This is a genomic window from Pseudomonas sp. KUIN-1, assembly GCF_009176725.1.
Taxonomy (GTDB): domain Bacteria; phylum Pseudomonadota; class Gammaproteobacteria; order Pseudomonadales; family Pseudomonadaceae; genus Aquipseudomonas; species Aquipseudomonas fragariae.
In genome coordinates this window covers 2,367,680-2,390,323 of sequence record NZ_AP020337.1, presented here as the reverse complement: position 1 = coordinate 2,390,323, position 22,644 = coordinate 2,367,680, and the positions used below count along the sequence as shown (strand labels likewise).

The 22,644-nt window shown below is 60.1% G+C and carries 19 protein-coding genes and 1 pseudogene; 10 read left to right on the top strand and 10 right to left on the bottom strand.

Going from position 1 to position 22,644, the window contains the following annotated elements; all coding sequences use genetic code 11:
* Window positions 1-526: 526 nt before the first annotated feature.
* Entirely contained in the window at window positions 527-742 is a 216-nt protein-coding gene (rmf, locus tag KUIN1_RS11040; protein ID WP_002553055.1) for a ribosome modulation factor, read from the top strand.
* A 141-nt stretch (window positions 743-883) separates the two neighbouring features.
* On the opposite strand, the gene KUIN1_RS11035 is transcribed toward rmf, so the two are convergent.
* The gene (locus KUIN1_RS11035) at window positions 884-1,915 is read right to left on the bottom strand and encodes a quinone-dependent dihydroorotate dehydrogenase (protein WP_003346110.1); all 1,032 of its coding nucleotides are present in this window, start codon (window positions 1,913-1,915) and stop codon (window positions 884-886) included.
* Between the two features lie 463 nt (window positions 1,916-2,378).
* On the opposite strand from KUIN1_RS11035, the gene KUIN1_RS11025 reads away from it, so the two are divergent.
* Window positions 2,379-3,590 carry a CmpA/NrtA family ABC transporter substrate-binding protein gene (locus tag KUIN1_RS11025; RefSeq protein ID WP_024640692.1) on the top strand — a complete coding sequence of 404 codons (1,212 nt, stop codon included), beginning with the start codon at window positions 2,379-2,381 and terminating at the stop codon, window positions 3,588-3,590.
* Between the two features lie 14 nt (window positions 3,591-3,604).
* Entirely contained in the window at window positions 3,605-4,180 is a 576-nt protein-coding gene (locus KUIN1_RS11020) for an ANTAR domain-containing response regulator (RefSeq protein ID WP_003406734.1), read from the top strand.
* Window positions 4,181-4,239: 59 nt separating this feature from the next.
* Here the strand turns inward: KUIN1_RS11020 and KUIN1_RS11015 are convergent, their stop codons facing one another.
* On the bottom strand, window positions 4,240-5,487 hold the full coding sequence (locus KUIN1_RS11015; protein ID WP_060406150.1) for a glycoside hydrolase family 68 protein: 1,248 nt from the start codon (window positions 5,485-5,487) through the stop codon (window positions 4,240-4,242).
* Window positions 5,488-6,003: 516 nt separating this feature from the next.
* On the opposite strand from KUIN1_RS11015, the gene KUIN1_RS27470 reads away from it, so the two are divergent.
* The 6 genes and pseudogenes from KUIN1_RS27470 (at window position 6,004) to cobA (ending at window position 14,270) form a co-directional block, all read left to right on the top strand.
* A complete protein-coding gene (locus tag KUIN1_RS27470) occupies window positions 6,004-6,171 on the top strand; it encodes a hypothetical protein (protein ID WP_003406736.1) in 168 nt (55 codons plus the stop codon).
* 223 nt (window positions 6,172-6,394) lie between these two features.
* Complete coding sequence (locus KUIN1_RS11010) at window positions 6,395-7,606, top strand: nitrate/nitrite transporter (RefSeq protein ID WP_152091983.1); 1,212 nt, start codon at window positions 6,395-6,397, stop codon at window positions 7,604-7,606.
* Between the two features lie 7 nt (window positions 7,607-7,613).
* A complete protein-coding gene (locus tag KUIN1_RS11005) occupies window positions 7,614-9,275 on the top strand; it encodes a bifunctional protein-serine/threonine kinase/phosphatase (protein ID WP_024640694.1) in 1,662 nt (553 codons plus the stop codon).
* A 276-nt stretch (window positions 9,276-9,551) separates the two neighbouring features.
* A pseudogene (locus KUIN1_RS11000) lies at window positions 9,552-10,758 on the top strand (NAD(P)/FAD-dependent oxidoreductase); the annotation flags it as partial.
* A gap of 19 nt (window positions 10,759-10,777) precedes the next feature.
* On the top strand, window positions 10,778-13,498 hold the full coding sequence (locus tag KUIN1_RS10995) for a nitrate reductase (RefSeq protein WP_152091982.1): 2,721 nt from the start codon (window positions 10,778-10,780) through the stop codon (window positions 13,496-13,498).
* A gap of 10 nt (window positions 13,499-13,508) precedes the next feature.
* Window positions 13,509-14,270, top strand: a complete 762-nt coding sequence (gene cobA / locus KUIN1_RS10990) for a uroporphyrinogen-III C-methyltransferase (protein ID WP_024640697.1) — start codon at window positions 13,509-13,511, stop codon at window positions 14,268-14,270.
* Window positions 14,271-14,357: 87 nt separating this feature from the next.
* On the opposite strand, the gene KUIN1_RS10985 is transcribed toward cobA, so the two are convergent.
* From KUIN1_RS10985 to ppsA, 8 genes are all read right to left on the bottom strand, one after another.
* Window positions 14,358-15,392, bottom strand: coding sequence for an OmpA family protein (locus tag KUIN1_RS10985; protein WP_003406743.1), 1,035 nt, complete (start codon window positions 15,390-15,392; stop codon window positions 14,358-14,360).
* Between the two features lie 105 nt (window positions 15,393-15,497).
* Window positions 15,498-16,088, bottom strand: a complete 591-nt coding sequence (sigX, locus tag KUIN1_RS10980; RefSeq protein ID WP_003406744.1) for an RNA polymerase sigma factor SigX — start codon at window positions 16,086-16,088, stop codon at window positions 15,498-15,500.
* 82 nt (window positions 16,089-16,170) lie between these two features.
* Window positions 16,171-16,995, bottom strand: coding sequence for a mechanosensitive ion channel family protein (locus tag KUIN1_RS10975; RefSeq protein ID WP_003315687.1), 825 nt, complete (start codon window positions 16,993-16,995; stop codon window positions 16,171-16,173).
* A 2-nt stretch (window positions 16,996-16,997) separates the two neighbouring features.
* Window positions 16,998-17,246, bottom strand: a complete 249-nt coding sequence (locus tag KUIN1_RS10970) for a crfX protein (protein ID WP_003406745.1) — start codon at window positions 17,244-17,246, stop codon at window positions 16,998-17,000.
* Window positions 17,247-17,331: 85 nt separating this feature from the next.
* On the bottom strand, window positions 17,332-18,327 hold the full coding sequence (locus KUIN1_RS10965) for a zinc transporter ZntB (RefSeq protein ID WP_011267432.1): 996 nt from the start codon (window positions 18,325-18,327) through the stop codon (window positions 17,332-17,334).
* 11 nt (window positions 18,328-18,338) lie between these two features.
* A complete protein-coding gene (gene rraA, locus KUIN1_RS10960) occupies window positions 18,339-18,827 on the bottom strand; it encodes a ribonuclease E activity regulator RraA (protein WP_152091981.1) in 489 nt (162 codons plus the stop codon).
* 94 nt (window positions 18,828-18,921) lie between these two features.
* A complete protein-coding gene (locus tag KUIN1_RS10955) occupies window positions 18,922-19,911 on the bottom strand; it encodes an alpha/beta fold hydrolase (protein WP_116886880.1) in 990 nt (329 codons plus the stop codon).
* A gap of 192 nt (window positions 19,912-20,103) precedes the next feature.
* Window positions 20,104-22,479 (bottom strand): phosphoenolpyruvate synthase, encoded by a 2,376-nt coding sequence (gene ppsA / locus KUIN1_RS10950; RefSeq protein WP_003406749.1) that lies wholly within the window; start codon window positions 22,477-22,479, stop codon window positions 20,104-20,106.
* On the opposite strand from ppsA, the gene KUIN1_RS28620 reads away from it, so the two are divergent.
* Window positions 22,426-22,626: a hypothetical protein gene (locus KUIN1_RS28620; protein WP_373686963.1), complete on the top strand. Its 201-nt coding sequence runs from the start codon at window positions 22,426-22,428 to the stop codon at window positions 22,624-22,626. The genes ppsA and KUIN1_RS28620 overlap by 54 nt on opposite strands.
* Window positions 22,627-22,644 lie beyond the last annotated feature (18 nt).

Below are 22,644 nucleotides of genomic sequence, written 5' to 3'. Positions count from 1 at the left end.
GCGTCTTTCATGGAGAACGCCTGCGTGGCACGTGATGTGTGCCGGTCCACCGCATGATCCTGTCATGTCATTGCGGCAGTTTTGGCGCGTATTAGAACAGATATCAGGCAGGGCGACGTCGGCAATAAAAGCACGCAATCAAAAGTCGTGTTTTGAAAAGTCACATTTTTGCAGCCTCTTTATGACCCTTCGTCGCTTAAGCAGCCAAGGCATTGAGCCAGTATATGAGCCTGATAAGCGATCTCAATGGGCTCGCAACACCCCATGTTCACGGGGCTGCAGAAAAAATCAGGGTTGAAACAGGTCTGCGCTTATTGCTCGACAGACCTGAATGTGACGTGCTTATGACAAAACGATCATTCACACCGCCCTGCGCTTTGGTTAGAAATCGTCTCAGGTCATCGCTGCAATGGTGATGGCATCAAGGCCCGCGACGCCGGCAGCGGGCCCCAACGGCAGAAGATTCTGCCCGACCTCATCACGGGGTCTCAGGGATATTACAGTCAACAGACGAGGGCATTACCCTATGAGAAGACTTAAGCGTGATCCGTTGGAAAGAGCATTTTTACGCGGTTATCAATACGGCGTTCATGGTAAATCCCGTGAGCTTTGCCCTTTTACTCTACCGTCAGTACGCCAGGCATGGATCAATGGCTGGCGCGAAGGACGCGGCGACAACTGGGACGGTATGACCGGCACTGCGGGCATCCACAGACTCAACGAACTTCACGCGGTCGGATGAGGCGATTCACATCAAAGACTTTCAGGCCTCTGTCGGGCCATACATGACTGACTGATTCACACCTGCACCATGCACGCCCGACCCGGGCGGCGGGCCAACGCCCAGGGGCTCTCTTGCAGAGCCCCTTTTTTTACCCCGGGCTCAGCGTGCAGCGCGAGGCATTGCCGCAATGGCATCCACTGACTCGCGAATCAGCGCAGGGCCCTTGTAGATGAACCCCGAATAGATCTGCACCAGACTGGCACCCGCAGCGATCTTCTCAGCGGCATGCCGGCCTTCGGTGATCCCCCCGGCGGCGATGATCGGCAGACGACCCGCGAGCTCACCGGCCAGAACCTTGACGATGTGCGTGCTTTTTTCCCGAACCGGCGCGCCCGATAAACCGCCCGCCTGATCAGCATGCGGAAGGCCTTCGACGCCTTGGCGGCTCAGCGTGGTGTTGGTAGCAATGACTGCGTCCATACCGGACTCGATCAGGGCTGCGGCCACCAGCACGGTCTCTTCGTCGGTCATGTCCGGGGCAATCTTGATCGCCAGCGGCACACGCCTGCCATGCCGTTGCGTCAGTTCCTGCTGGCGCAGGCTCAGGGCCTGGAGCAGTTGCTTGAGCGAATCGCCGAACTGCAGGCTGCGCAGCCCCGGCGTGTTGGGCGAACTGACGTTGACCGTGACGTAGCTGGCATGGGCATAGACCTTGTCCAGGCAGATCAGGTAATCGTCGACCGCGCGCTCGACCGGCGTGTCGAAGTTCTTGCCGATATTGATGCCCAGAACGCCGCGATACTTTGCCGCTTCGACACGGGACACCAGGTTGTCGACACCCAGATTGTTGAAGCCCATGCGATTGATGATCGCCTCGGCGTTGGGCAGGCGGAAAATACGCGGCTTGGGATTGCCCGGCTGCGGACGTGGCGTCACCGTGCCGATCTCGACGAAACCGAAGCCCAGTTGCGCGAAGCCATCGATGGCCGCACCATTCTTGTCCAGGCCGGCTGCCAGCCCCACGGGGTTGGGAAACTCAAGGCCCATCACACTGACAGGCAACTTCGCCGGGGACTTGCTCAGCAGGCCGTTGAGGCCCAGCCGTCCGCCTGCACCGATCAGATCCAGCGACAGGTCATGAGAGGTTTCCGGGGAAAGTTTGAACAGTAACTGGCGGGCCAGGTTATACATGGCGGGATGGGCTCGTGAGCAGCTGAATTCAGGGTGGCGATTATAGACGTGTGCGGGCCTGTCAGGCGAGGCGCGCGACAAACTTGTTGCTCGCCCTCCCCCGGCGATGGCATATGCCTTGCTTGAAACCGCTATCGGCACTCACTCCAACGGCGGAGCGGTGCATGGACAACGGCGTCGCTTCAGCCCCTTGCACTGGCACTCAGCGTTATATACAGCCCTGGAAAGCCCGAATTACAGGGTTTTTCACGCTTCTGCCAGAAGGGCGTAGGAGCGAACTTGTTCGCGAAGACCGTGTTTCAGACGATAGATTTTCAGCGATTGTACCGGCCCTTTCGCGAACAAGTTCGCTCCTACCGCCTCCGGCCAGAATCAAAAACAGACTTGTATATAACGAAGAGCGACTCGGCATCGGGTCGGACGACGCCTTTTTTCTGGACGGACCTTTGATGAAGCACGCGCGATGAACGAACGAACCGGTAATGCGCTGGACTGGGTGGCCGGTAGCGACGCCCCGGAAATGAACAGCCTGGACGTGGGCTTCATGGCATTGACCGACTGTGCCCCGCTGGTGGTCGCGGCCACTCAGGGTTTCGCCCAGCCTTACGGCCTGAGCCTGAACCTCGAGCGTCAGACTTCCTGGGCCGGGCTGCGCGACAGACTGGTCAGCGGGCGGTTGCAGGCGGCACACAGCCTGTACGGCCTGATCTACGCGGTGGAACTGGGCATCAGCGGTGGCCCGGCGACCGACATGGCCATCCTCATGGGACTCAACCAGAACGGCCAGTGCATCAACCTGTCCCGCGAGTTGCAGCAGGCCGGCGTGATCACTCCTGAAGCACTGGACAAGCACGCGCACCAAAGCGGCTCAAAGCTGACCTTCGCGCAGACCTTTCCCACCGGCAACCATGCCATGTGGCTCTACTACTGGCTGGCCAGTCAGGGCATTCATCCGCTCGATGATGTGACCAGTGTCGTGGTGCCGCCCACGCAAATGGCGCAACACCTGCAGGCCGGGCGCATCGACGGTTTCTGCGTCGGCGAACCCTGGGGCGCCAGCGCCGTACAGCAGCAACTGGGCTTCACCATGGCGACCAGCCAGTCGATCTGGCCGGATCACCCGGGCAAGGTGCTCGGCTGTACCCGAGAGTTTGTCGAGCAGAACCCCAACACCGCCAGAGCGCTGATCATGGCCGTACTGGAAGCGAGCCGCTTCATCGAGGAAAACGATCATAACCGGCGCAGCACCGCACAACTCCTAAGCGGTGCCGATTACCTGGACACCTCAGTGGACTGCATAGAGCCGCGTTTGCTCGGCCAGTACAGCGACGGTCTCGGCAATCACTGGCAAGACCCTCACGCGGTCAGCTTCCATGCCCAGGGACAGGTCAACTACCCCTGGCTGTCCGACGGCATGTGGTTCATGACCCAGTTCCGACGCTGGGGCCTGTTGCGCGAAGACCCGGACTACCTGGCGGTGGCCAGCCGCGTTCAGCAACTCGACCTGTACCGTCAGGCAGCCAGTGCACTGGGCATCGACGTACCCGCCGCAACCTTGCGCAGCAGCCAGCTGATCGATGGCAGGGTCTGGGACGGCAGCGATCCGGCGGGCTACGCGCGTAGCTTCAAGCTCCACTCGCTGGCCGACGACGTGCCCGCTGTGGCCAGTCGTTGACGGAGAACGTAACCATGCTGCGTATCCTGCTTATCAATGACACCGCCAAAAAGGTCGGCCGCCTCAGGTCAGCCTTGATAGAGGCCGGTTTCGACGTGATCGACGAATCCGGACTGATCATCGACCTGCCCGCGCGCGTTGAAGCCGTGCGCCCGGACGTCATCCTGATCGACACTGAATCACCTGGTCGCGACGTGATGGAGCAAGTGGTGCTGGTCAGCCGCGACCAGCCACGGCCCATCGTGATGTTCACCGACGAGCACGATCCGGGCGTGATGCGCCAGGCGATCAAGTCCGGAGTCAGCGCTTATATCGTCGAGGGTATCCAGGCGCAACGGCTGCAACCGATTCTGGATGTGGCGATGGCGCGCTTTGAAAGCGATCAGGCGCTGCGCGCGCAACTGCATGCACGCGATCAGCAACTGGCCGAGCGCAAGCGCATCGAACTGGCCAAGGGGCTGCTGATGAAGATGAAGGATTGCAACGAAGAAGACGCTTACACGCTGATGCGGCGTCAGGCGATGAGCCGCCAGCAGAAGCTGATTCAGGTGGCCGAGCAGATTATCGCGATGAGCGAACTGCTGGGCTGAAGCCAGGAAGAACGCCTGTCCGTACAGGCGTTCTTCACAGGTTACAGGGGCGCAGCCTGTCAGCTCAGTTGCACATCCTTCATCGCCGGCACATAGCCGTAGTCATACTCTTCCTGCACGAACGAGCGGTCGCCCTTCAACAGGATCCTGACCGTCGGCGCCTCGGTGCCGCCGATACGGTAGTCATCGCCGCTGGTGGGCACGCTGTCGATGAACGATGTCACCAGACCGTTCGGCATCACGCAGTGGGAGTACGTCTGGAAAGGCTGTGCAGGCGGATTGCCCAGCACCAGTCCGGATGCGTTCATCGGCCGGTAAGGCCCGAACAAATGCTCGCCCACAAAACCGTAAACGCCATCCGGCCCGGTCACACCGTCGGCATACGTAAACTTGTGACTAATGGTGAACAAATAATACTTACCGTCCTGAAAGACATAATGCGGACGTTCGGTCTGATCATTGACACCCACCGCAGTCACCAGTGGCGGTAATATTTCCCATTCTTCACCGCTGAGATCTTTAGCAACCGCCAGACCGATACAGCCCACTTGAAAACGCGCACCCCCAACTTCTTCATGGCCGGTTGGCACCGGGCCAAGTTCTGCAGCACCAACGGTATGCGTACCGCGTTCGCCGGCAACATTACCTTCAAAGACCATATACAACTTGCCATCATTGGGATCAATAAACGGACTCGGGTCGCGGAAGTTCCATGTCGAGTTCTGCGCTTCGGTTTGATAATAAGTGCCATCGGCCTCGAACAGTTTCTTGACCTGGGTAAAGTCTTTCAACTCCACGCCCTGATCGGAGGTCACGATACGGCCGCGTACTTTGGCAATCGTCGCCCCCGGTGTCACGCAGGTGTAGTACAGATCGATATCACCCTTGTCATTCAACAGTACCGGTGTGCCCGCCCACTCGCGGGTGGTGGGCGACACGCCTTCGGCCATGACCCGGCCACCGAAGATCCAGTTCTTGCCGGTACGCGAATACCAGTAGCACATGCGCGCCCGCCCGTGACGATCTTCCCAGTCGCGCTTGATGTCGTAGCGGCCGTTGGCGCCGAGATACTGCGGGTCGTCGGGGTGGCGATCAGCTGTCAGCGTGACGATGACCGACCAGCCGTTGACTGAGACCACCGTGCCGTCAAGCTCGCGCAACGGCATGGTGTCCCAGATGAAGACCTTATCACTCATGACCGGGAAGTCCGGTTTTACCAGCGGCTGCGTGGTGGTCGGGTCATTTTCATTGACCTTCAAAGCATCGGCACGGGACCAGACGGTAGGGACGTAATTGATGTTACTCATGATGATGATGTCCTTTGCAGGCGCCTGTACAAGCAGCGCGTATAGGAAGACAACACGGCAGGCACGGGTGCAATGCCGAGGTGCAGAGTGTGTCGGGCATTCAGGTGTCGGGGACAACCGGAAACCGAGAAAAGAGCGAGTAGCCGATAACTTCTTACACAGTAAGCCTTTATCGAAATTGACTGGCAAACTGCAACTACAGATTACCGGATTGAAAAGTGAAAACACTTTCTGTTGATCAAGCGTCACACGTTGCGACAGAAGCGATGCTCTCAGAGATACTCCACAAAGTAAATTAAATATTTAAGGCGCTGTTATCGTACAACCGCGACGGGCCGCGTATTAATTCATATATATTAAGGCCGTCATAGAGACGCATTGAAACAGCATCACAATGACAGTACTTACGCCTAAAACTGATGGCACATTAAATAATATTAAATAACTCCAATGTTAATGAACCAATCCTGATTTTATTAACATGCCCGTGCCTGTTGCTTGATACGGACTGCGCAAATGTTTATCTGGCTTTTCGCCGCCATGCCCTTTTTTGCAGCGCGTCTGCTGGCCGACGCCCGGTTCAAGGTCATACATCAACTCACCACCCAGCCGCTAAAGACCCTGCAACCTGCCTGCAACGTGCGGCCGGCGCGCTTGCACGGCCCTTGGCCCGTCTATTGCTAAAGCAATCGCACCGGTAGCCAACGGCGGCTATCACCTTTTACGACAAAGACGTCGCTCATCCCTTTCCACGCCAGTGGACAGAGAGGCGACGTTTTTTGCGTTTTGGCCCCGGCGCAGGGGCCGGTGGAGTCGCCGTCATTCGGAACACTCCACCACAGCGTCTGAATAACCCGTGTCGTGGTCATGGCCCGACTGACTAACTAGCAGATGATGAGGTGTGCACATGGATACAAGCTTCTGGAAGGCAGGCCACAAACCGACCCTGTTCGCGGCCTTTCTCTATTTCGACCTGAGTTTCATGGTCTGGTACCTGCTTGGTCCGCTGGCGGTGCAGATTGCCACTGACCTGCAGCTGACCACTCAGCAACGTGGCCTGATGGTCGCCACACCGATTCTGGCGGGTGCGGTGCTGCGCTTCTTCATGGGCCTGCTGGCCGACCAGCTGTCGCCCAAGACCGCCGGAATCATCGGCCAAGTGATCGTCATCGGCGCGCTGCTGGCTGCCTGGCAACTGGGCATTCACACCTACGGCCAGGTGCTGGTGCTGGGTGTGTTCCTCGGTATGGCCGGTGCTTCGTTCGCCGTCGCGCTGCCCCTGGCGTCGCAATGGTATCCAGCGCAGCATCAGGGCAAGGCCATGGGCATCGCCGGTGCGGGCAATTCCGGCACTGTACTGGCCGCGCTGATCGCGCCGGTGCTGGCCGCCAGTTTCGGTTGGAGCAACGTCTTCGGTCTGGCACTGATCCCGCTGGTCCTGACCCTGATCGCCTTCACCCTGATGGCACGCAACGCCCCGCAACGCAGCAAACCCAAATCCATGGCGGACTACCTCAATGCGCTGGGTGATCGTGACAGCTGGTGGTTCATGTTTTTCTACAGCGTGACGTTCGGTGGTTTCATTGGCCTGGCCAGCGCCCTGCCCGGCTATTTCAACGACCAATACGGTTTGAGCCCGATCACTGCCGGTTACTACACCGCTGCCTGCGTCTTCGGCGGCAGCCTGATGCGTCCGCTGGGTGGCGCGCTGGCCGACCGTTTCGGCGGGATTCGCACGCTGACCGTGATGTATGCGGTTGCCGCCATCGGCATCGCCGCCGTGGGCTTCAACCTGCCAAGTTCGTGGGCAGCACTGGCGCTGTTCGTGGCCGCCATGCTGGGCCTGGGGGCCGGCAACGGCGCGGTATTCCAGCTGGTACCGCAGCGCTTCCGCAAGGAAATCGGGGTCATGACCGGCCTGATCGGCATGGCGGGTGGCATCGGTGGTTTCCTGCTGGCCGCCGGCCTGGGCGCCATCAAACAGAACACCGGCGACTACCAGTTGGGCCTGTGGCTGTTCGCCGGCCTGGCGGTACTGGCCTGGTTCGGCCTGCTGAACGTCAAGCGTCGCTGGAGAACCACCTGGGGTTCGGCCGCAGTCACGGCGGCTCGGGTCTGAAGCGCCGATGACCCTGCAACTGCAGTTCGCGCAATTCAGCGCCAGCGGACCGCGAGCGGAGAATCAGGACGCCGTGCGCCTGGTCACGCCAGTCCCGGCGCTGGCGGCCAGCAAAGGCTATCTGTTCGCCCTTGCCGACGGCGTCAGCCAGTGTGCCGACGGCGCACTGGCCGCGCAGTCCACCCTCCAGGCGCTGGCCCTCGACTATTACGCCACGCCGGAAACCTGGGGCGTGGCGCAGTCCCTTGATCGCCTGCTGCTGGCGCAGAATCGCTGGCTGCTGGCCAACGGCCTGTTGACCACCCTCAGCGCTCTGGTACTGCGCGGTCGGCGCTTCACCCTCGCCCATGTCGGCGACTGCCGGGTTTATCGCTGGCAAACCGGGACGCTCAAACGCATCAGTGAAGATCACGTCTGGGAACAGGCCGACATGCAGCATGTACTCAAGCGTGCGCTGGGCCTGGATCAGTACGTGGTCATGGATTACCTGGACGGCGAACTGTGTGAAGGCGAGCGCCTGCTGCTGGTCAGCGACGGGGTCTGGGCGACGCTGGGCGATGCGAGCATTCGCTCGATTCTGGGCGAACAGCACGACCTCGACGCGGCGGTGAAAACCCTGGTCAGCGCGGCGCACCTGGCCGGCAGTCAGGACAATGCCAGCGCCCTGCTGATTCAGGTCGACACGCTCGGCGAGGATGATCTGGGGGACGCGTTGCTGCAGTTGCAACAATGGCCGCTGCCACCCGCGCTCAAGGCCGATCAGGCATTCGAGGGCTGGAAAGTCGGCAACGTCGTGGCGCAATCGCGCCAGTCCATCGTATATCGGGTCACCGATATCCATGAGCAACCCTGGCTGTTGAAAACCCTGCCGGCCAGTCGCCATGACGAAACTGGCGCCGGTCAGGGGCTGCTGCTGGAGGAGTGGTTTCTGCGCCGGGTCGCCGGGCGCTTCTTTCCCGAGATACACCCGCTGACAGACCGCCAGCATCTGTATTACGTGATGCGCGAGTATCCCGGGCACACACTGGCCGAGCGCTTCACTGACAACGGGCCGTTGCCGCTGGCCCAGTGGCAGGACCTCGCCACCCGGCTGCTACGGGCCACGGGCCTGCTGCATCGACGCAACATCATCCATCGCGATATCAAACCGGAAAACCTGCTGCTGGCCGACGACGGCGAGTTGCGCCTGCTGGATTTTGGCCTGGCGTTCTGCCCGGGCCTTTCGGCGGTCAACACCGAAGACCTGCCCGGCACACCGAGCTATATAGCACCGGAGGCCTTCAACGGTGCCGAACCGCATCCGCAGCAGGACCTCTACGCGGCAGGCGTCACTTTGTATTACCTGCTGACAGGGCAATACCCTTACGGCGAGATCGAAGCCTTTCAGCACCGTCGCTTCGGCGCACCGATACCTGCCAGCCGTTATCGGCCGGATCTGCCGCAGTGGCTGAGCCAAAGCCTGGACAAGGCACTGCACGCCGACCCGAACCAGCGCTACGAAACCGCTGAACAGTGGTTGCTGGAACTGGAGCAAGCCGAGCATCGTCCGTTGGTGACAAAACCGCGTCCGCTGCTGGAACGCGAACCACTGAAAGTCTGGCGAACACTGGCGCTGCTCTCCCTGCTGTTCAATCTGGTGCTGGTGATCGGGTTGCTGGGCCGCCACTGAGCCCTTGCGCCCCGCTTCTGTGCAACGCGCCTCAGCGCAGTGCAGAAAAGGCCTGGGTTATCGACTGCACACCGCGCAGGCCGGCAGATGCGAGTTGGCACAAGCACTGCATGGTCTCTTGCAGATAATTCATAACACGCAGCCCTCAACGATGAAGGCTGCGTCTCCCGAGAGAACGGGACCGGACAAAGGCGTCCTCGTCAGGCCACTGACGGGACGCCTTTTTTTGTTTGCGCGAAACGTGTCGAGCACGCGCTGCAGTGACTCGGAGGCAAGATGACCAAACTCAAACTGGTGATGATCGGCAACGGCATGGCCGGCGTGCGCACACTCGAAGAGTTGCTGAAACTGAGCGAAGACCTTTACCACATCACGGTCTTCGGCGCCGAGCCACACCCCAATTACAATCGCATCCTGCTGTCGCCGGTGCTGGCTGGCGAACAGAATTTCGAAGACATCGTGCTCAACGATCTCGACTGGTACCAACGCAATGGAATCGAGTTGTTGCTCAACCGCCGCGTGGTGAAGATCGATCGCATCAAACGCCTGGTGATCGCCGATGACGGCACCCAGGCCCACTATGATCGGCTGCTGATTGCCACCGGTTCGCGGCCGTTCATACTGCCGATCCCCGGCAACACGCTGAACGGCGTCATCGGTTATCGCGACATCAGCCACACGCGGCAGATGATCGACACCGCCGTCACGCACAAACGCGCAGTCGTCATCGGCGGCGGCTTGCTCGGACTGGAAGCGGCCAATGGCTTGAGCCTGCGCGGCATGCAAGTCACGGTAATTCATAACGGCCAGACGCTGTTGGAGCGCCAACTGGACAAGACCAGCGGGCGGATGCTGCAAGCGGCACTGGAAAAGCGCGGCCTGAGCTTTCGCCTCGACGAACAGACCAACGCCCTGCTCGGCGATGATCAGGGCCGCGTAACCGAGGTGCAATTCAACAACGGCGACAGGATCGATGCCGATCTGGTGGTCATGGCCGCAGGCATACGGCCCAATACCGAATTGGCCGAGCAAGCCGGCCTGCCCTGTAACCGCGGCATTCTGGTCAATGACACCTTGCAGACCTACGACCCGCGCATCTACGCGATTGGCGAATGCGTCAGCCACCGCGGCATTGCCTATGGGCTGGTGGCGCCGCTGTTCGAGCAGGCGCGGGTCTGCGCCAATCACCTTGCGCAACTGGGCTTCGCGCGTTATCCGGGTTCGGTCACCTCGACCAAGCTTAAAGTCACCGGCATCGACCTGTTTTCCGCCGGGGATTTCCTCGGCGGTGAAGGCACTGAAAGCATCACCCTTTCCGATCCCATTGGCGGCGTCTACAAGAAGCTGGTGATCAAGAACGACGTACTGGTCGGCGCCTGCCTGTACGGCGACACCGCCGACGGCAACTGGTACTTGCAGCAGATCCGTGATGGCCAGGGAATCGACGCCATACGCGATCATCTGATGTTCGGCAAACCCGCTGCTGCGCAGGCGGCCTGCGCATGAACAGCCTTGCCCTTCACACCCCTCGGATCACGGCATCGACCTGCTGCTATTGCGGCGTGGGCTGCGGCGTACTGATCGAACATGACGGCGAGCATATTCTCGGCGTCAGCGGCGACCCGAAGCACCCGGCCAACTTCGGCAAGCTGTGCAGCAAAGGTTCGAGCCTGCACCTGACCGGCGACATCGAAGCCCGCGCGCTGTACCCGGAACTGCGCCTGAGCAAAGGCCTGGCGCGCAGCGTCACCCATTGGGATACCGCACTGGAACACGCGGCCAATGTGTTTGCCGAGACCATTCGCGAACACGGCCCGGACAGCGTTGCCTTCTACATTTCCGGCCAGTTGCTGACCGAAGACTACTACGCGTTCAACAAGCTGGCGCGCGCCCTGATCGGCACCAACAATATCGACAGCAACTCACGGCTGTGCATGTCCTCCGCCGTGGCTGGCTATAAGCGCAGCCTGGGTGCCGATGCACCGCCCTGCAGCTACGAAGATATCGAACTGAGCGACTGCGTGATGATCGTCGGCAGTAACATGGCGTACGCGCACCCGATTCTGTTTCGTCGTCTGGAAGAAGCAAAAAACCATCGTCCGCAGATGAAACTCATCGTCATCGACCCACGGCGCACCGACACCTGCGAGCTGGCCGACCTGCACCTGGCGATTCAGCCCGGCACGGACGTCGCGCTGTTTCACGGCATCCTTCATATACTGATGAACGAACGCCTGATCGACCCGGCGTTCATTGCCGCGCACACGCAGGGCTATGAGGAACTGGCCACGCTGGTCCATGATTACCCGCCTGAGCACGTGGCCGCCCTCTGCGGCATTACTCTGGAACAGCTGCACACCTGCGCCCGTTGGGTGGGCGAAGCGCCGGCTTTTCTGTCGCTGTGGTGCATGGGGCTGAATCAGTCTACGGCCGGCAGTGCGAAAAACAGCGCGCTGATCAACCTGCACCTGGCGACCGGCCAGATTGGCAAACCCGGCGCAGGTCCCTTCTCACTCACCGGCCAGCCCAACGCCATGGGCGGACGCGAAACCGGCAGCCTGTCCAACCTGTTGCCTGGCCATCGCGACGCGGCAAATCCTCAGCATCGTCAGGAGGTTGCAGATTACTGGGGCGTCGACAGTCTGCCCGCCAGCCCCGGCCTTTCCGCCATCGAACTGTTCGAGCAATTGCAAAACGGGACAATCAAAGCCCTGTGGATTGCCTGCACCAACCCGGCACAGTCACTGCCCGACCAGAACCGCATCAGGCAAGCGCTGGAAACCTGCCCGTTCGTGGTACTCCAGGAAGCGTTCAAAACCACCGAAACTGCGCGTTACGCCGATCTGTTGCTGCCTGCTGCCAGCTGGGGCGAGAAAGAAGGCACGGTGACCAACTCCGAACGGCGCATCTCCAACGTGCGCAAGGCCATCCAGGCGCCCGGCGAAGCGCGCTCCGACTGGGCAATCACGGTGGATTTCGCCCAGCGCCTGCAACAACGCCTGCAACCCGACGCCCCCGCGCTGTTCGATTTCGCGACACCCAAAGCCTTGTTCGATGAGTTCAAGGGCCTGACAGTCGGGCGCGATCTGGACATGTCCGGGATCGACCGCGAGCTCATCGACCAGCAGGGCCCGCAGCAATGGCCCTTCCCGCGTGGCGCCAGCAGCGGCACACAGCGCCTGTACAGCGAGGGTATCTTTCCCACCGATTCAGGCCGCGCGCAGTTTCTGTCCGAGCCTTACATCGCCGCCAGGGAATTGCGCGATGCCGACTACCCACTGACGCTCAATACCGGCAGGCTGCGTGATCAATGGCACGGCATGAGCCGCACCGGCACCGCTGCGCGCTTGTTCGGGCATGTCAGCGAAGCTGTGTTGAGCATCAATCCGCAGGACATGCTCAGCCATGACCTGCAGCCCGGCGATCTGGTCAAACTGATCAGCCGGCGCGGCGAGCTGCTGTTGCCGGTCAGCAGTGAGGACAGCGTTGCAGTCGGCCAGGCCTTTGTGCCGATGCATTGGGGCGACAGGTTCCTCAAGGGGGGTGTCAACGTTCTCACCCAGCCGGCCTTCGATCCGATCTCGAAACAACCGGAACTCAAGCACGCCGGCGTCAGGATCGAAAAAGCCCACCTGCCTTGGCAGTTCTTTGCGCTGGTCGAGGGCAACGTGCAGCAACGGATGGAAACGCTGCGCGCCTTGTGTGACACCTTCACTTACCTGAGCATGGGCCTTGCCGGACGCGGGCGACCGGCTCTGGTAATACGCGCCGCCAGCGCAGAAGCACCCGATTCAGCGCTGCTGCAGCAGATTGATCGTGTACTGGGCCTGGATGAGGGACCGGTCATGGCGTATGACGACCCCAAACGCTCGATCGGCAAGCGGGTACGGATTGACGATGATCGTATTACCGCGATTCGCCTGGCCGGCGAAACACTTGCCCGGCATTGGTTGCAGACGTTGTGGCTGGAAGAACGCGTTGAGGCTTCGTTGCGACGCTGGCTGTTGGCACCGTTGAGCAGCGAACCGGGCAAAGACTCGACACAGACTCGCGACAAGACCTTGTGCAACTGCATGAATGTCAGCCAGAACGCAGTCATGAGCGCTATCGAGCGTGGGCTGGACCTGAATCAACTCAAGACACAGTTGGGCTGCGGCACTCAGTGCGGCTCCTGCGTGCCGGAAATAAGAAGACTGATCCATACCGTGGCGGTTACAGAATGAGGAATGCGGCATGAGCGCAAAAGTATGGCTGGTAGGCGCGGGCCCCGGCGACCCGGAATTGCTGACCCTCAAGGCAGTACGCGCCTTGCATGAAGCCGACGTGGTGCTGATCGACGATCTGGTCAACCCCGCAGTGCTGGAGCATTGTCCGGGGGCGCGGGTGATCGCGGTCGGCAAGCGCGGCGGTTGCCGCTCGACGCCGCAAGCGTTTATCCATCGCCTGATGCTGCGCTACGTACGTCAGGGCAAATGCGTGGTCCGCCTCAAAGGCGGCGATCCGTGCATCTTCGGACGTGGTGGTGAAGAGGCTCAATGGCTACAGGAGCGCGGTGTCGCCGTGGAGCTGGTCAACGGCATTACAGCGGGTCTTGCCGGTGCAACACAGTGCGGCATTTCGCTGACCCTGCGCGGTATAAGCCGTGGCGTGACACTGGTCACCGCCCACACTCAGGATGACAGCACGCTCAACTGGCAAGCGCTCGCGCAAGGCGGAACCACCCTGGTGGTTTACATGGGCGTGGCGAAACTGGCGGAAATTCGCGAGAGCCTGCTGGCAGGCGGAATGAGTGGCGAGATGCCGGTGGCGATGATCGAGAACGCTTCGCTGCCATGGCAGCGCGAATGCCGTAGCACCCTGAATGCCATGCAACAGGACGCAGCCGCTTTCCAGCTGAAGAGCCCCGCCATTCTGGTGATCGGCGCGGTTGCGGCTTACAGCAATGAGCTGCTGAATCAAAGCCTGATGGGCCACGCGCAGCTGAATGCCAGCTGACACCAGGCCCGTCTGAACAAGCACCCTGCCAAATCGCAGGCAAAGAAAAGCCCGGCCTGAGCCGGGCTTTTCAGTACAAGCGGCTAATTACTTAGCTTGAGCTTCTACTTCTGCTTCTACGCGACGGTTAACTGCGCGACCTGCTTCAGTTGCGTTGTCAGCAACTGGCTTGGTTTCGCCGTAACCAACCGAGTTTACGCGGCTAGCGCCAACACCGTACTGGTTAACCAGAACCTGTTTAACGGCGTTTGCACGACGCTCGGACAGTTTTTGGTTGTAAGCGTCAGGACCGACGGAGTCAGTGTGACCTTCAACAGTGGTGGTGGTCTGTGGGTACTGCTGCATGAAGTCAGCGAGGTTCTTGATGTCGCCGTAGCTGCTAGGCTTGACTACGGATTTGTCGAAGTCGAACTTCACGTCCAGCTCAACACGAACCACTTCGGCAACTGCTGGGCAGCCATCAGCGTCAACGGTAACGTTGGCTGGGGTGTCCGGGCACTTGTCGACGTTGTCGCACACGCCGTCGTTGTCGCTGTCGGAGCACACTTCAGCTACTGGAGCTGGAGCCGCTTCAACTTTCTTGCTGCCGCCGCCGAAGTTTACACCGATACCGACGCTTGGCGCCCACTCGGTGTTGCCTTGGTCGATGTTGTACTGAGCTTCAACGCCTGCACGGGCATAGAAGTTGTCAGTGAAGTACAGCTTGGCGCCGCCGCCGATGTTGGCGAAGGTGGAACCGTCACGGCCACGGCGAGCGTCTTGACCGATGCTCTGGTCAGAGAAGCCGGCAGATACGTATGGACGCAGCATGTCGCCTGGGTTGTTGAAGTGGTACAGAGCGTCCAGAGCAGTGTCTGCGCCCTTGATGTTCTTGCCGCTGTCGCTACGAACGTTGTGGACTTCGTCGTAGCCCAGACGCAGCTCAACATCGTCAGTCAGGAAGTAGCCAACGGAGCCGCCGAACAGGTTGCCGTCGTTTTTGAAGTTACGATCGCTGTCGTAGTACTCTTTCTTGGCGAAGCCTTCGATTTCGACCGCGCCTTGGCCTTGAGCCAGCGCGCCGAACGAAGTTGCGGCAACAATAGTACCAATGGCCAAGCCCAAGGTGTTTTTCAGTTTCATCCGTTAAATCCCCATCTGATGATTATTAAGCAGTCCCACACAGGGGGACAACTCAGCGGCAAGTCTACCAGACCTTGCCAGTTTGTTAGAGATATTTGCACCGTATTAAGTTTCGGCGATTCCCGCAAATTTCTCTCGTAATTTATCTAAAGCCCGCTTGTAACGCATTTTCGTTGCGCTCAAGCCCATGTGCATGATGTCAGCGATTTCCTGGAATTCAAGTTCTGCAACAAACCGCAGGACCAGAATCTCCCGATCGATCGGGTTCACATACACAAGCCAGCGATCAAGTCCGCCCCGTTCTTCAGGTTTGGGCGCCTTTTCTTCCGACGCTTCCTCAAGTGGATCCAGACTCAGCGCGTCCATCAAGCGACGCTTACGCCGTTCCTTCCTGTACTGCGTGATGCATTCATTGTAGGTGATGCTGTACAGCCAGGTTTTAAATTTAGATTTACCTTCAAAATTTTTCAACCCATACAACACTTTAAGCATCACCTCCTGACAGACATCGTCAGCGTCGCGATCGTTCCCCAGATAACGTGCACAGACGTTAAAAAGTGTTCTCTGGTAACGGCGCATCAATTCTTCGTAGGCCCGCGTCACATTGAACAGCTCAACGTGGGCGCGCGCAACCAGCTCCTCGTCTGAGAGCTCGTGTGGATCATAGCGCGTCGAAAACGGTTGAGGTTTATTCAAAACAAATCTTGCCGACAGTCAGGTCAATGTCCGCCATGGCCTGTATCGGCAACCTGGCGGCATACATTAGCAGGTTAACCGCTTAACGGCTGCTTACTCTCTGCTCGAGCAGGATGCGATTGGAAAACGACACCAGCTCCCCCTCGTCTGTCAGTAGCGTTGTCTTGACCGTACCGATTTCCTCGATCTGCCCTTCTGTATCCCCTATCTGGACCTGCTGCCCGACCTGAAACAGTTCACGGACGTAGATTCCGGCAATGATCTGCCCGGCAATTTCGCGACTGCCGAGGCCCAAGGCAAGCGCCACTGTCAGACCAACGGTAATCAGCGCAATCACGATAACGTGGTTCAGCAGGTCGGTTTTGACCTCGAGCTGGCTGATGGCAACCGAAATACTGATGATGATGACCAGCCCCTGGGCAATTCGCCCCAGGCCGGCAGAGTAATCGATCCCTACGCCTTCAGCAGCGCCGCGCACCAGGCCATTGACCAGTTGCGCCAGCAGCACTCCGACCAGTAGAACCAGCGCGGCACCAAATACCTTGGGCAAATACAGCGCCAGCATGTCCAGCGTGGCTGAGACCCTCTGCAGGCCCAATGATTCAGCGGCCGATACGAGAAATATAAGCAGAACGAACCAGTAGACGACCTTGCCGATCAGCGTGGAGACCGGCACCTTGACGCCAGCGCGGCCGATAATCTTGGTCAGGCCGGTACCGCCGACCAGACGATCAAGGCCCAGCTTGGCCAGCAATTTGGAGAGCAGTGCGTCGAGCAGCTTGGCGACGACAAAACCGAGCAGCACCACAACCAGGGCGCCGAACAGGTTGGGAATGAAGTTTGCGACTTTGGTCCACAATGCAGTCATTGCAGCAAGAAGGCTCTGGGTCCAGAGATTCAATTCCATGCTCAATCAGCCTTATCGATAGAACGCGCACCACTCGTGGTGCGACGAGAAACGGGAGAGACGTGGGCCGAGCCGTTGTTCACGGCAATCATAAGCGCCTCTGACCAGCGGCCCAGCAGCCCGAACAACACACCAGCGCCGACCTGGCGATTGGCGGTCTTCAGGACGCGTCCCAGACATGCATCATCATCCCGGCTGGAGGATGAAGAATTGAGCATGTCGCGTAAAGATTCTTCAAACGGATCGTGCATCAGGCACCTCACGTAATGTCATTCAAAGACGCGACGCGAAAACAACAAGTCACACAGGCTCGCCAAATAACCATCCAGGCTCGCCCTATACCCAACGCAAACGGCGGAACAGCCACCACTGCCCTGCGCCCAGTGCGACGATCAGCAGACAGGCCACCAGAAAGCCGTACGAACTGGCCGAACCCGGAATGCCGCCAACGTTGATACCCAGCAGACCGGTGAGAAAACTCATCGGCAGAAAGATACAGGTAATGATCCCGAAGCGGTACATGGTGCGGTTCATGTGCTCGCGCAGGCGCCGGTCCTCGGACTCCAGCAGCAGCCCCACCCGCTCGCGGGTCAGCTCGAGCTCTTCCAGATAACGGGTCAGGCTGTTGTTCAGCTCATTCCAGTAATCAGCGTCGTCATGGGCAAACCAGGACAGCTTGATGCGTGAAAGCTGACCATAAATATCTCGCTGCGGCCCAAGGAACCGACGCAGGCCGGCAGCGCGTCGACGGATGTGCAGCAGCTTGCCATGCTCGGGATTGTACCGTTCGTCGGCGTCGTTCTTTTCTTCCTCTTCATCGACCATTTCGGTCAGTTCACCCACCAGATCCTGAACCTTGTCAGTGAGGTGCTGCGCCAGGTGCAGGATCAGCTCCGAGGCGCCCTTCGGGCCTTTGCCCTGCCCCAGTAGCTCAATCAGTTCCTCGGTGGCACGCAGCGGACGCAGGCGCAGCGAGATCACCCGCTGCGCGGCGGCGAAGATACGCACCGAGACCATGTCTTCCGGCTCGGCACCGGGATTCAGATTCACACCGCGCAGAAACAGCAGCAGTTCCTGCTCCGGCAACGGCAGCAAGCGCGGCCGGGTGTTCTCTTCCAGCAACAGGTCGCAGGCAAACTCGCTCAGACCGCTGCCGGTACGCAGCCATGCATGTGTCTGCGGGTGGCTGCGGTCCCAATGCAGCCAGAGGCTTTCCTCTGGCTGCAACGCAAGGTCCTGCAATTCGGTTCGAGCGATGAAACGCGCCCCACCCTTACCGTCCAAAACGAGGGCATGAACCAGCCCCCACTGCGCGTTTGCTTCATCGAACATGGATACTTCGCTTATTCCGGCATGGTCAGGGTTGATGGGGAAATGATGACGCCATTGTTGTCGGCGTACAGGTACTCACCCGGGCGGAACGTCACGCCGCCAAAGGTCACCGGCACATTCAGCTCGCCTATGCCGCGCCTCTCGGTTTTCTTCGGATGACTGGCGAGCGCCTGGACACCCAGGTCGGTCTGGGCGATGACATCCACGTCGCGGATGCAGCCGTAGATCAACATGCCTTCCCAGCCGTTCTTTGCAGCCTTGTCTGCCAGCATGTCACCCAGCAGCGCGCAACGCAGCGAACCGCCGCCGTCGACGACCAGCACCTTGCCCTTGCCGTCGAGCTCGACTTGCTCCCTGACCTTGGAGTTGTCCTCGAAACATTTCAGCGTGACGATCTGGCCACCAAACGAATCGCGGCCGCCAAAATTGCTGAACATCGGCTCCACGACCTGAATCAGGTCCGGATAGGCGTCACACAGATCGGGGGTGAGGTAATGCATGGGGGCAACTCCTGTCATCGGCTATGAGGTCGCGCTTGATACAGACATTGAAATAGACACGACCGGCTGACGGTAACCATAGCGACTTTAACGGCTAACTGCCCACCGCGACCTGAAACTCTGCAACCTGTTCAGGAACGGACCGCTCGCCCAGCCACTCGATCACCCGCGGCCAGACCTGCTGCTGCGCGGCCTTGCTGACCAGCATCTGCACATGGTCGAAATCCTCGCTGAAGCCGTGTTCACGGCTCAGGCAGAGAAACTGCCTGTGCGCGCTGCCGATCTGCTCGAACAGCTCACGGCAAGCCCACACCGGATCCTGATGGTCGCCCGCCGCAGCGACAGCCAGAAGCGGCACCTGAACCGCGCTCAACCCTGCCCACCAGTTGTTGTCACGCTCACCGAAACGCCCGAACAACCCGTGCCAACGCATGCTTTCCAGAACCAGGCCAATCGGCTCGTCTTCCGGCCCGCGCTTGAAACGCGGTCCGGAGATATGCTCGAAGGACCTCAGCAGCCACTTCGCAGACCATTGCAGGGGCGGGACTTTCAGCGGCCAGTAGGTGCGGCTGACCTGGCTGCCGAACAGCGCCACGGACGCCGCAGTATCAGCCCCCAGGTACTGACCGCCCAAGGCTGCCGCCAGGCTCGTGCCGCCCAGCGAATGGCCGATCCAGTGCGGTATCTGGCCACTTTGCTCGACGATGAACGCGGCAATGGCTGGCAAATCGAAACGCGCGTAGTCCGCCACGCAATTGCTGCGGTAACTCAGGTTGCGAGCCGACAGGCCATGGCCGCGCATTTCAGGAATCCACACGTCATAACCGGCACGCGCCAGATACGCGCCCAGACCGATGCCCTTGGGCGAATACCAGAAACGCCGGTTGGAAAAGCTGCCATGCAGCAGGATGACCGGAGTGCCACGCACGTCGGGCTGATCGGCCCGCCCCAGCCGGGTTACCGCGAGTTCGACACTGGCGTCGGGACTGTTGGCAGGTTTGAGACGGTAGACGTCCTCGACCAGATCGCCACGACGCTCGGCGCTGATCAAGGCCACGGGAAAAAGCTGGCTGCTGCTCTGCATATCACTCTTTATCTGGTTTGACAGACGGGATGAAACCACGCGCTCCGGGGTCTCGCGGTGCGCCATAAAAAAGGCGGCTTCCGAAGAAACCGCCTCATTCAAACACCTGAACCACATGACGGCTCAGGCCGCGTTCGCGTCACACGGCAGCCCGGTGTTGCGAGGAATGCGCCTCAGGCGAGCCGCCGCCTGTCAGACAGGCGCCTGTGCCTCGGCGAGGAAGAACCAGGTCTCCAGTACCGAATCGGGGTTGAGCGAGACACTCTCGATGCCCTGATCCATCAGCCAGCGCGCCAGATCCGGGTGATCGGAAGGCCCCTGCCCGCAGATGCCGATGTACTTGCCGGCCTTGTTGCACGCCTGAATGGCGTTGGACAGCAGCTTCTTGACCGCCGGGTTACGCTCGTCGAACAGGTGAGCGATCACACCGGAGTCACGGTCGAGACCGAGCGTCAGCTGGGTCAGGTCGTTGGAGCCGATGGAGAAGCCGTCGAAGTACTCGAGGAACTCTTCCGCCAGAATCGCATTGGACGGCAGCTCGCACATCATGATGATGCGCAGGCCGTTTTCGCCACGCTTCAGGCCGTTGGCGGCCAGCAGATCGATGACCTGGCTCGCCTCGCCCAGGGTGCGGACGAACGGCACCATGATCTCGACGTTGGTCAGGCCCATCTCCTCGCGCACACGCTTGAGCGCACGGCACTCCAGCTCGAAGCAGTCACGGAAGTTCTCGCTGATATAGCGCGACGCACCGCGGAAGCCCAGCATCGGGTTTTCTTCTTCGGGCTCGTAGAGCTTGCCGCCGATCAGGTTCGCGTACTCGTTGGACTTGAAGTCCGAGAGGCGCACGATGACTTTTTTCGGCGTGAACGCGGCGGCCAGAGTGCTGATGCCCTCGACCAGCTTGTCGACATAGAAACCGACCGGATCGTCGTAACCGGCGATGCGCTTGTCGACGCTTTCCTTGATTTCCGGTGGCAGCACCGAATAGTTGAGCAGCGCCTTGGGGTGCACGCCGATCATGCGGTTGATGATGAACTCCAGACGCGCCAGGCCGACACCGGCATTGGGCAACTGGGCGAAATCAAAGGCACGGTCCGGGTTGCCGACGTTCATCATGATCTTGAACGGCAGATCAGGCATGGCATCGACCGAGTTGGTCTTGATGTCGAAGCCCAGCTCGCCTTCGAAGATATAACCGGTGTCGCCCTCTGCACAGGAAACCGTGACACCCTGGCCATCCTGAAGGGTATGCGTGGCGTTGCCGCAGCCGACCACTGCCGGGATGCCCAGCTCACGGGCGATGATCGCGGCGTGGCAGGTACGACCGCCACGGTTGGTGACGATTGCGCTGGCGCGCTTCATCACCGGTTCCCAGTCCGGGTCGGTCATGTCCGACACCAGCACGTCACCGGGCTGGACCTTGTCCATCTCGGACACGTCCTTGATGATACGCACCTTGCCCGCGCCGATGCGCTGACCGATGGCACGGCCTTCGACCAGCACCTTGCCGGTCTCCTTGAGCAGATAGCGTTCCATGACGTTGGCCGACGCACGGCTCTTCACCGTTTCCGGACGTGCCTGGACGATGTACAGCTTGCCGTCGTCACCGTCCTTGGCCCACTCGATGTCCATCGGGCACTTGTAGTGCTTCTCGATGATCATCGCCTGTTTGGCCAGTTCGGACACTTCGGCATCGCTCAGACAGAAACGTGCACGATCGGCAGGCTCGACGTCGATCACCTTGACCGAACGACCGGCCTTGGCTTCTTCGCCGTAAATCATCTTGATCGCCTTGCTGCCCAGATTGCGACGCAGGATCGCCGGGCGACCAGCCGCCAGCGTGTCCTTGTGCACGTAGAATTCGTCGGGGTTGACGGCGCCCTGCACGACCGTCTCGCCCAGACCGTAGGCACCGGTGATGAACACCACATCGCGGAAACCGGACTCGGTGTCGAGGGTGAACATGACACCGGCCGTACCGGTTTCGGAGCGCACCATGCGCTGCACACCCGCAGACAGCGCGACCAGCTTGTGGTCGAAGCCCTGGTGTACGCGGTAGGAAATCGCACGGTCGTTGAACAGTGAAGCGAAGACTTCCTTGGCGGCACGGATCACGTTCTCGACGCCGCGGATGTTCAGGAAGGTCTCCTGCTGGCCGGCGAACGAGGCATCCGGCAAGTCTTCGGCCGTTGCGGAGGAACGCACGGCCACGGCCAGGTTCGGATTACCGGCAGAGAGCTCGGCAAACGCAGTACGGATCTGGGCGTTGAGCTGCTCGGGGAACTCGGCCTCCATGATCCACTGACGAATCTGCGCACCGGTGCGGGCCAACGCGTTGACATCATCGACGTCAAGGGCGTCCAGCGCCGCATGGATCTGCTCGTTCAGGCCGCTGAGCTCGAGAAAGTCACGGTAAGCCTGGGCGGTAGTCGCGAAGCCGCCGGGCACCGAAACACCAGCACCTGCGAGGTTGCTGATCATCTCGCCGAGGGACGAGTTTTTGCCCCCCACGTGCTCTACATCATGGACGCCGAGCTTATCGAGGGAAACTACGTACTCTACCAAGGTGATCTCTCCACTAACTGTGTTTGTTGTTGGGAAAAGCTCATTCACCTGCGCCACATGCGGTGTGGCTTCAGGCGTGTCTGCCCGGACGTACAGATCGGGCGTGCAAAACCGAGTGTTCGAAAAGCATGCGTGCAAAAAAGCTGAACTGCGGGCTCTCAGGAC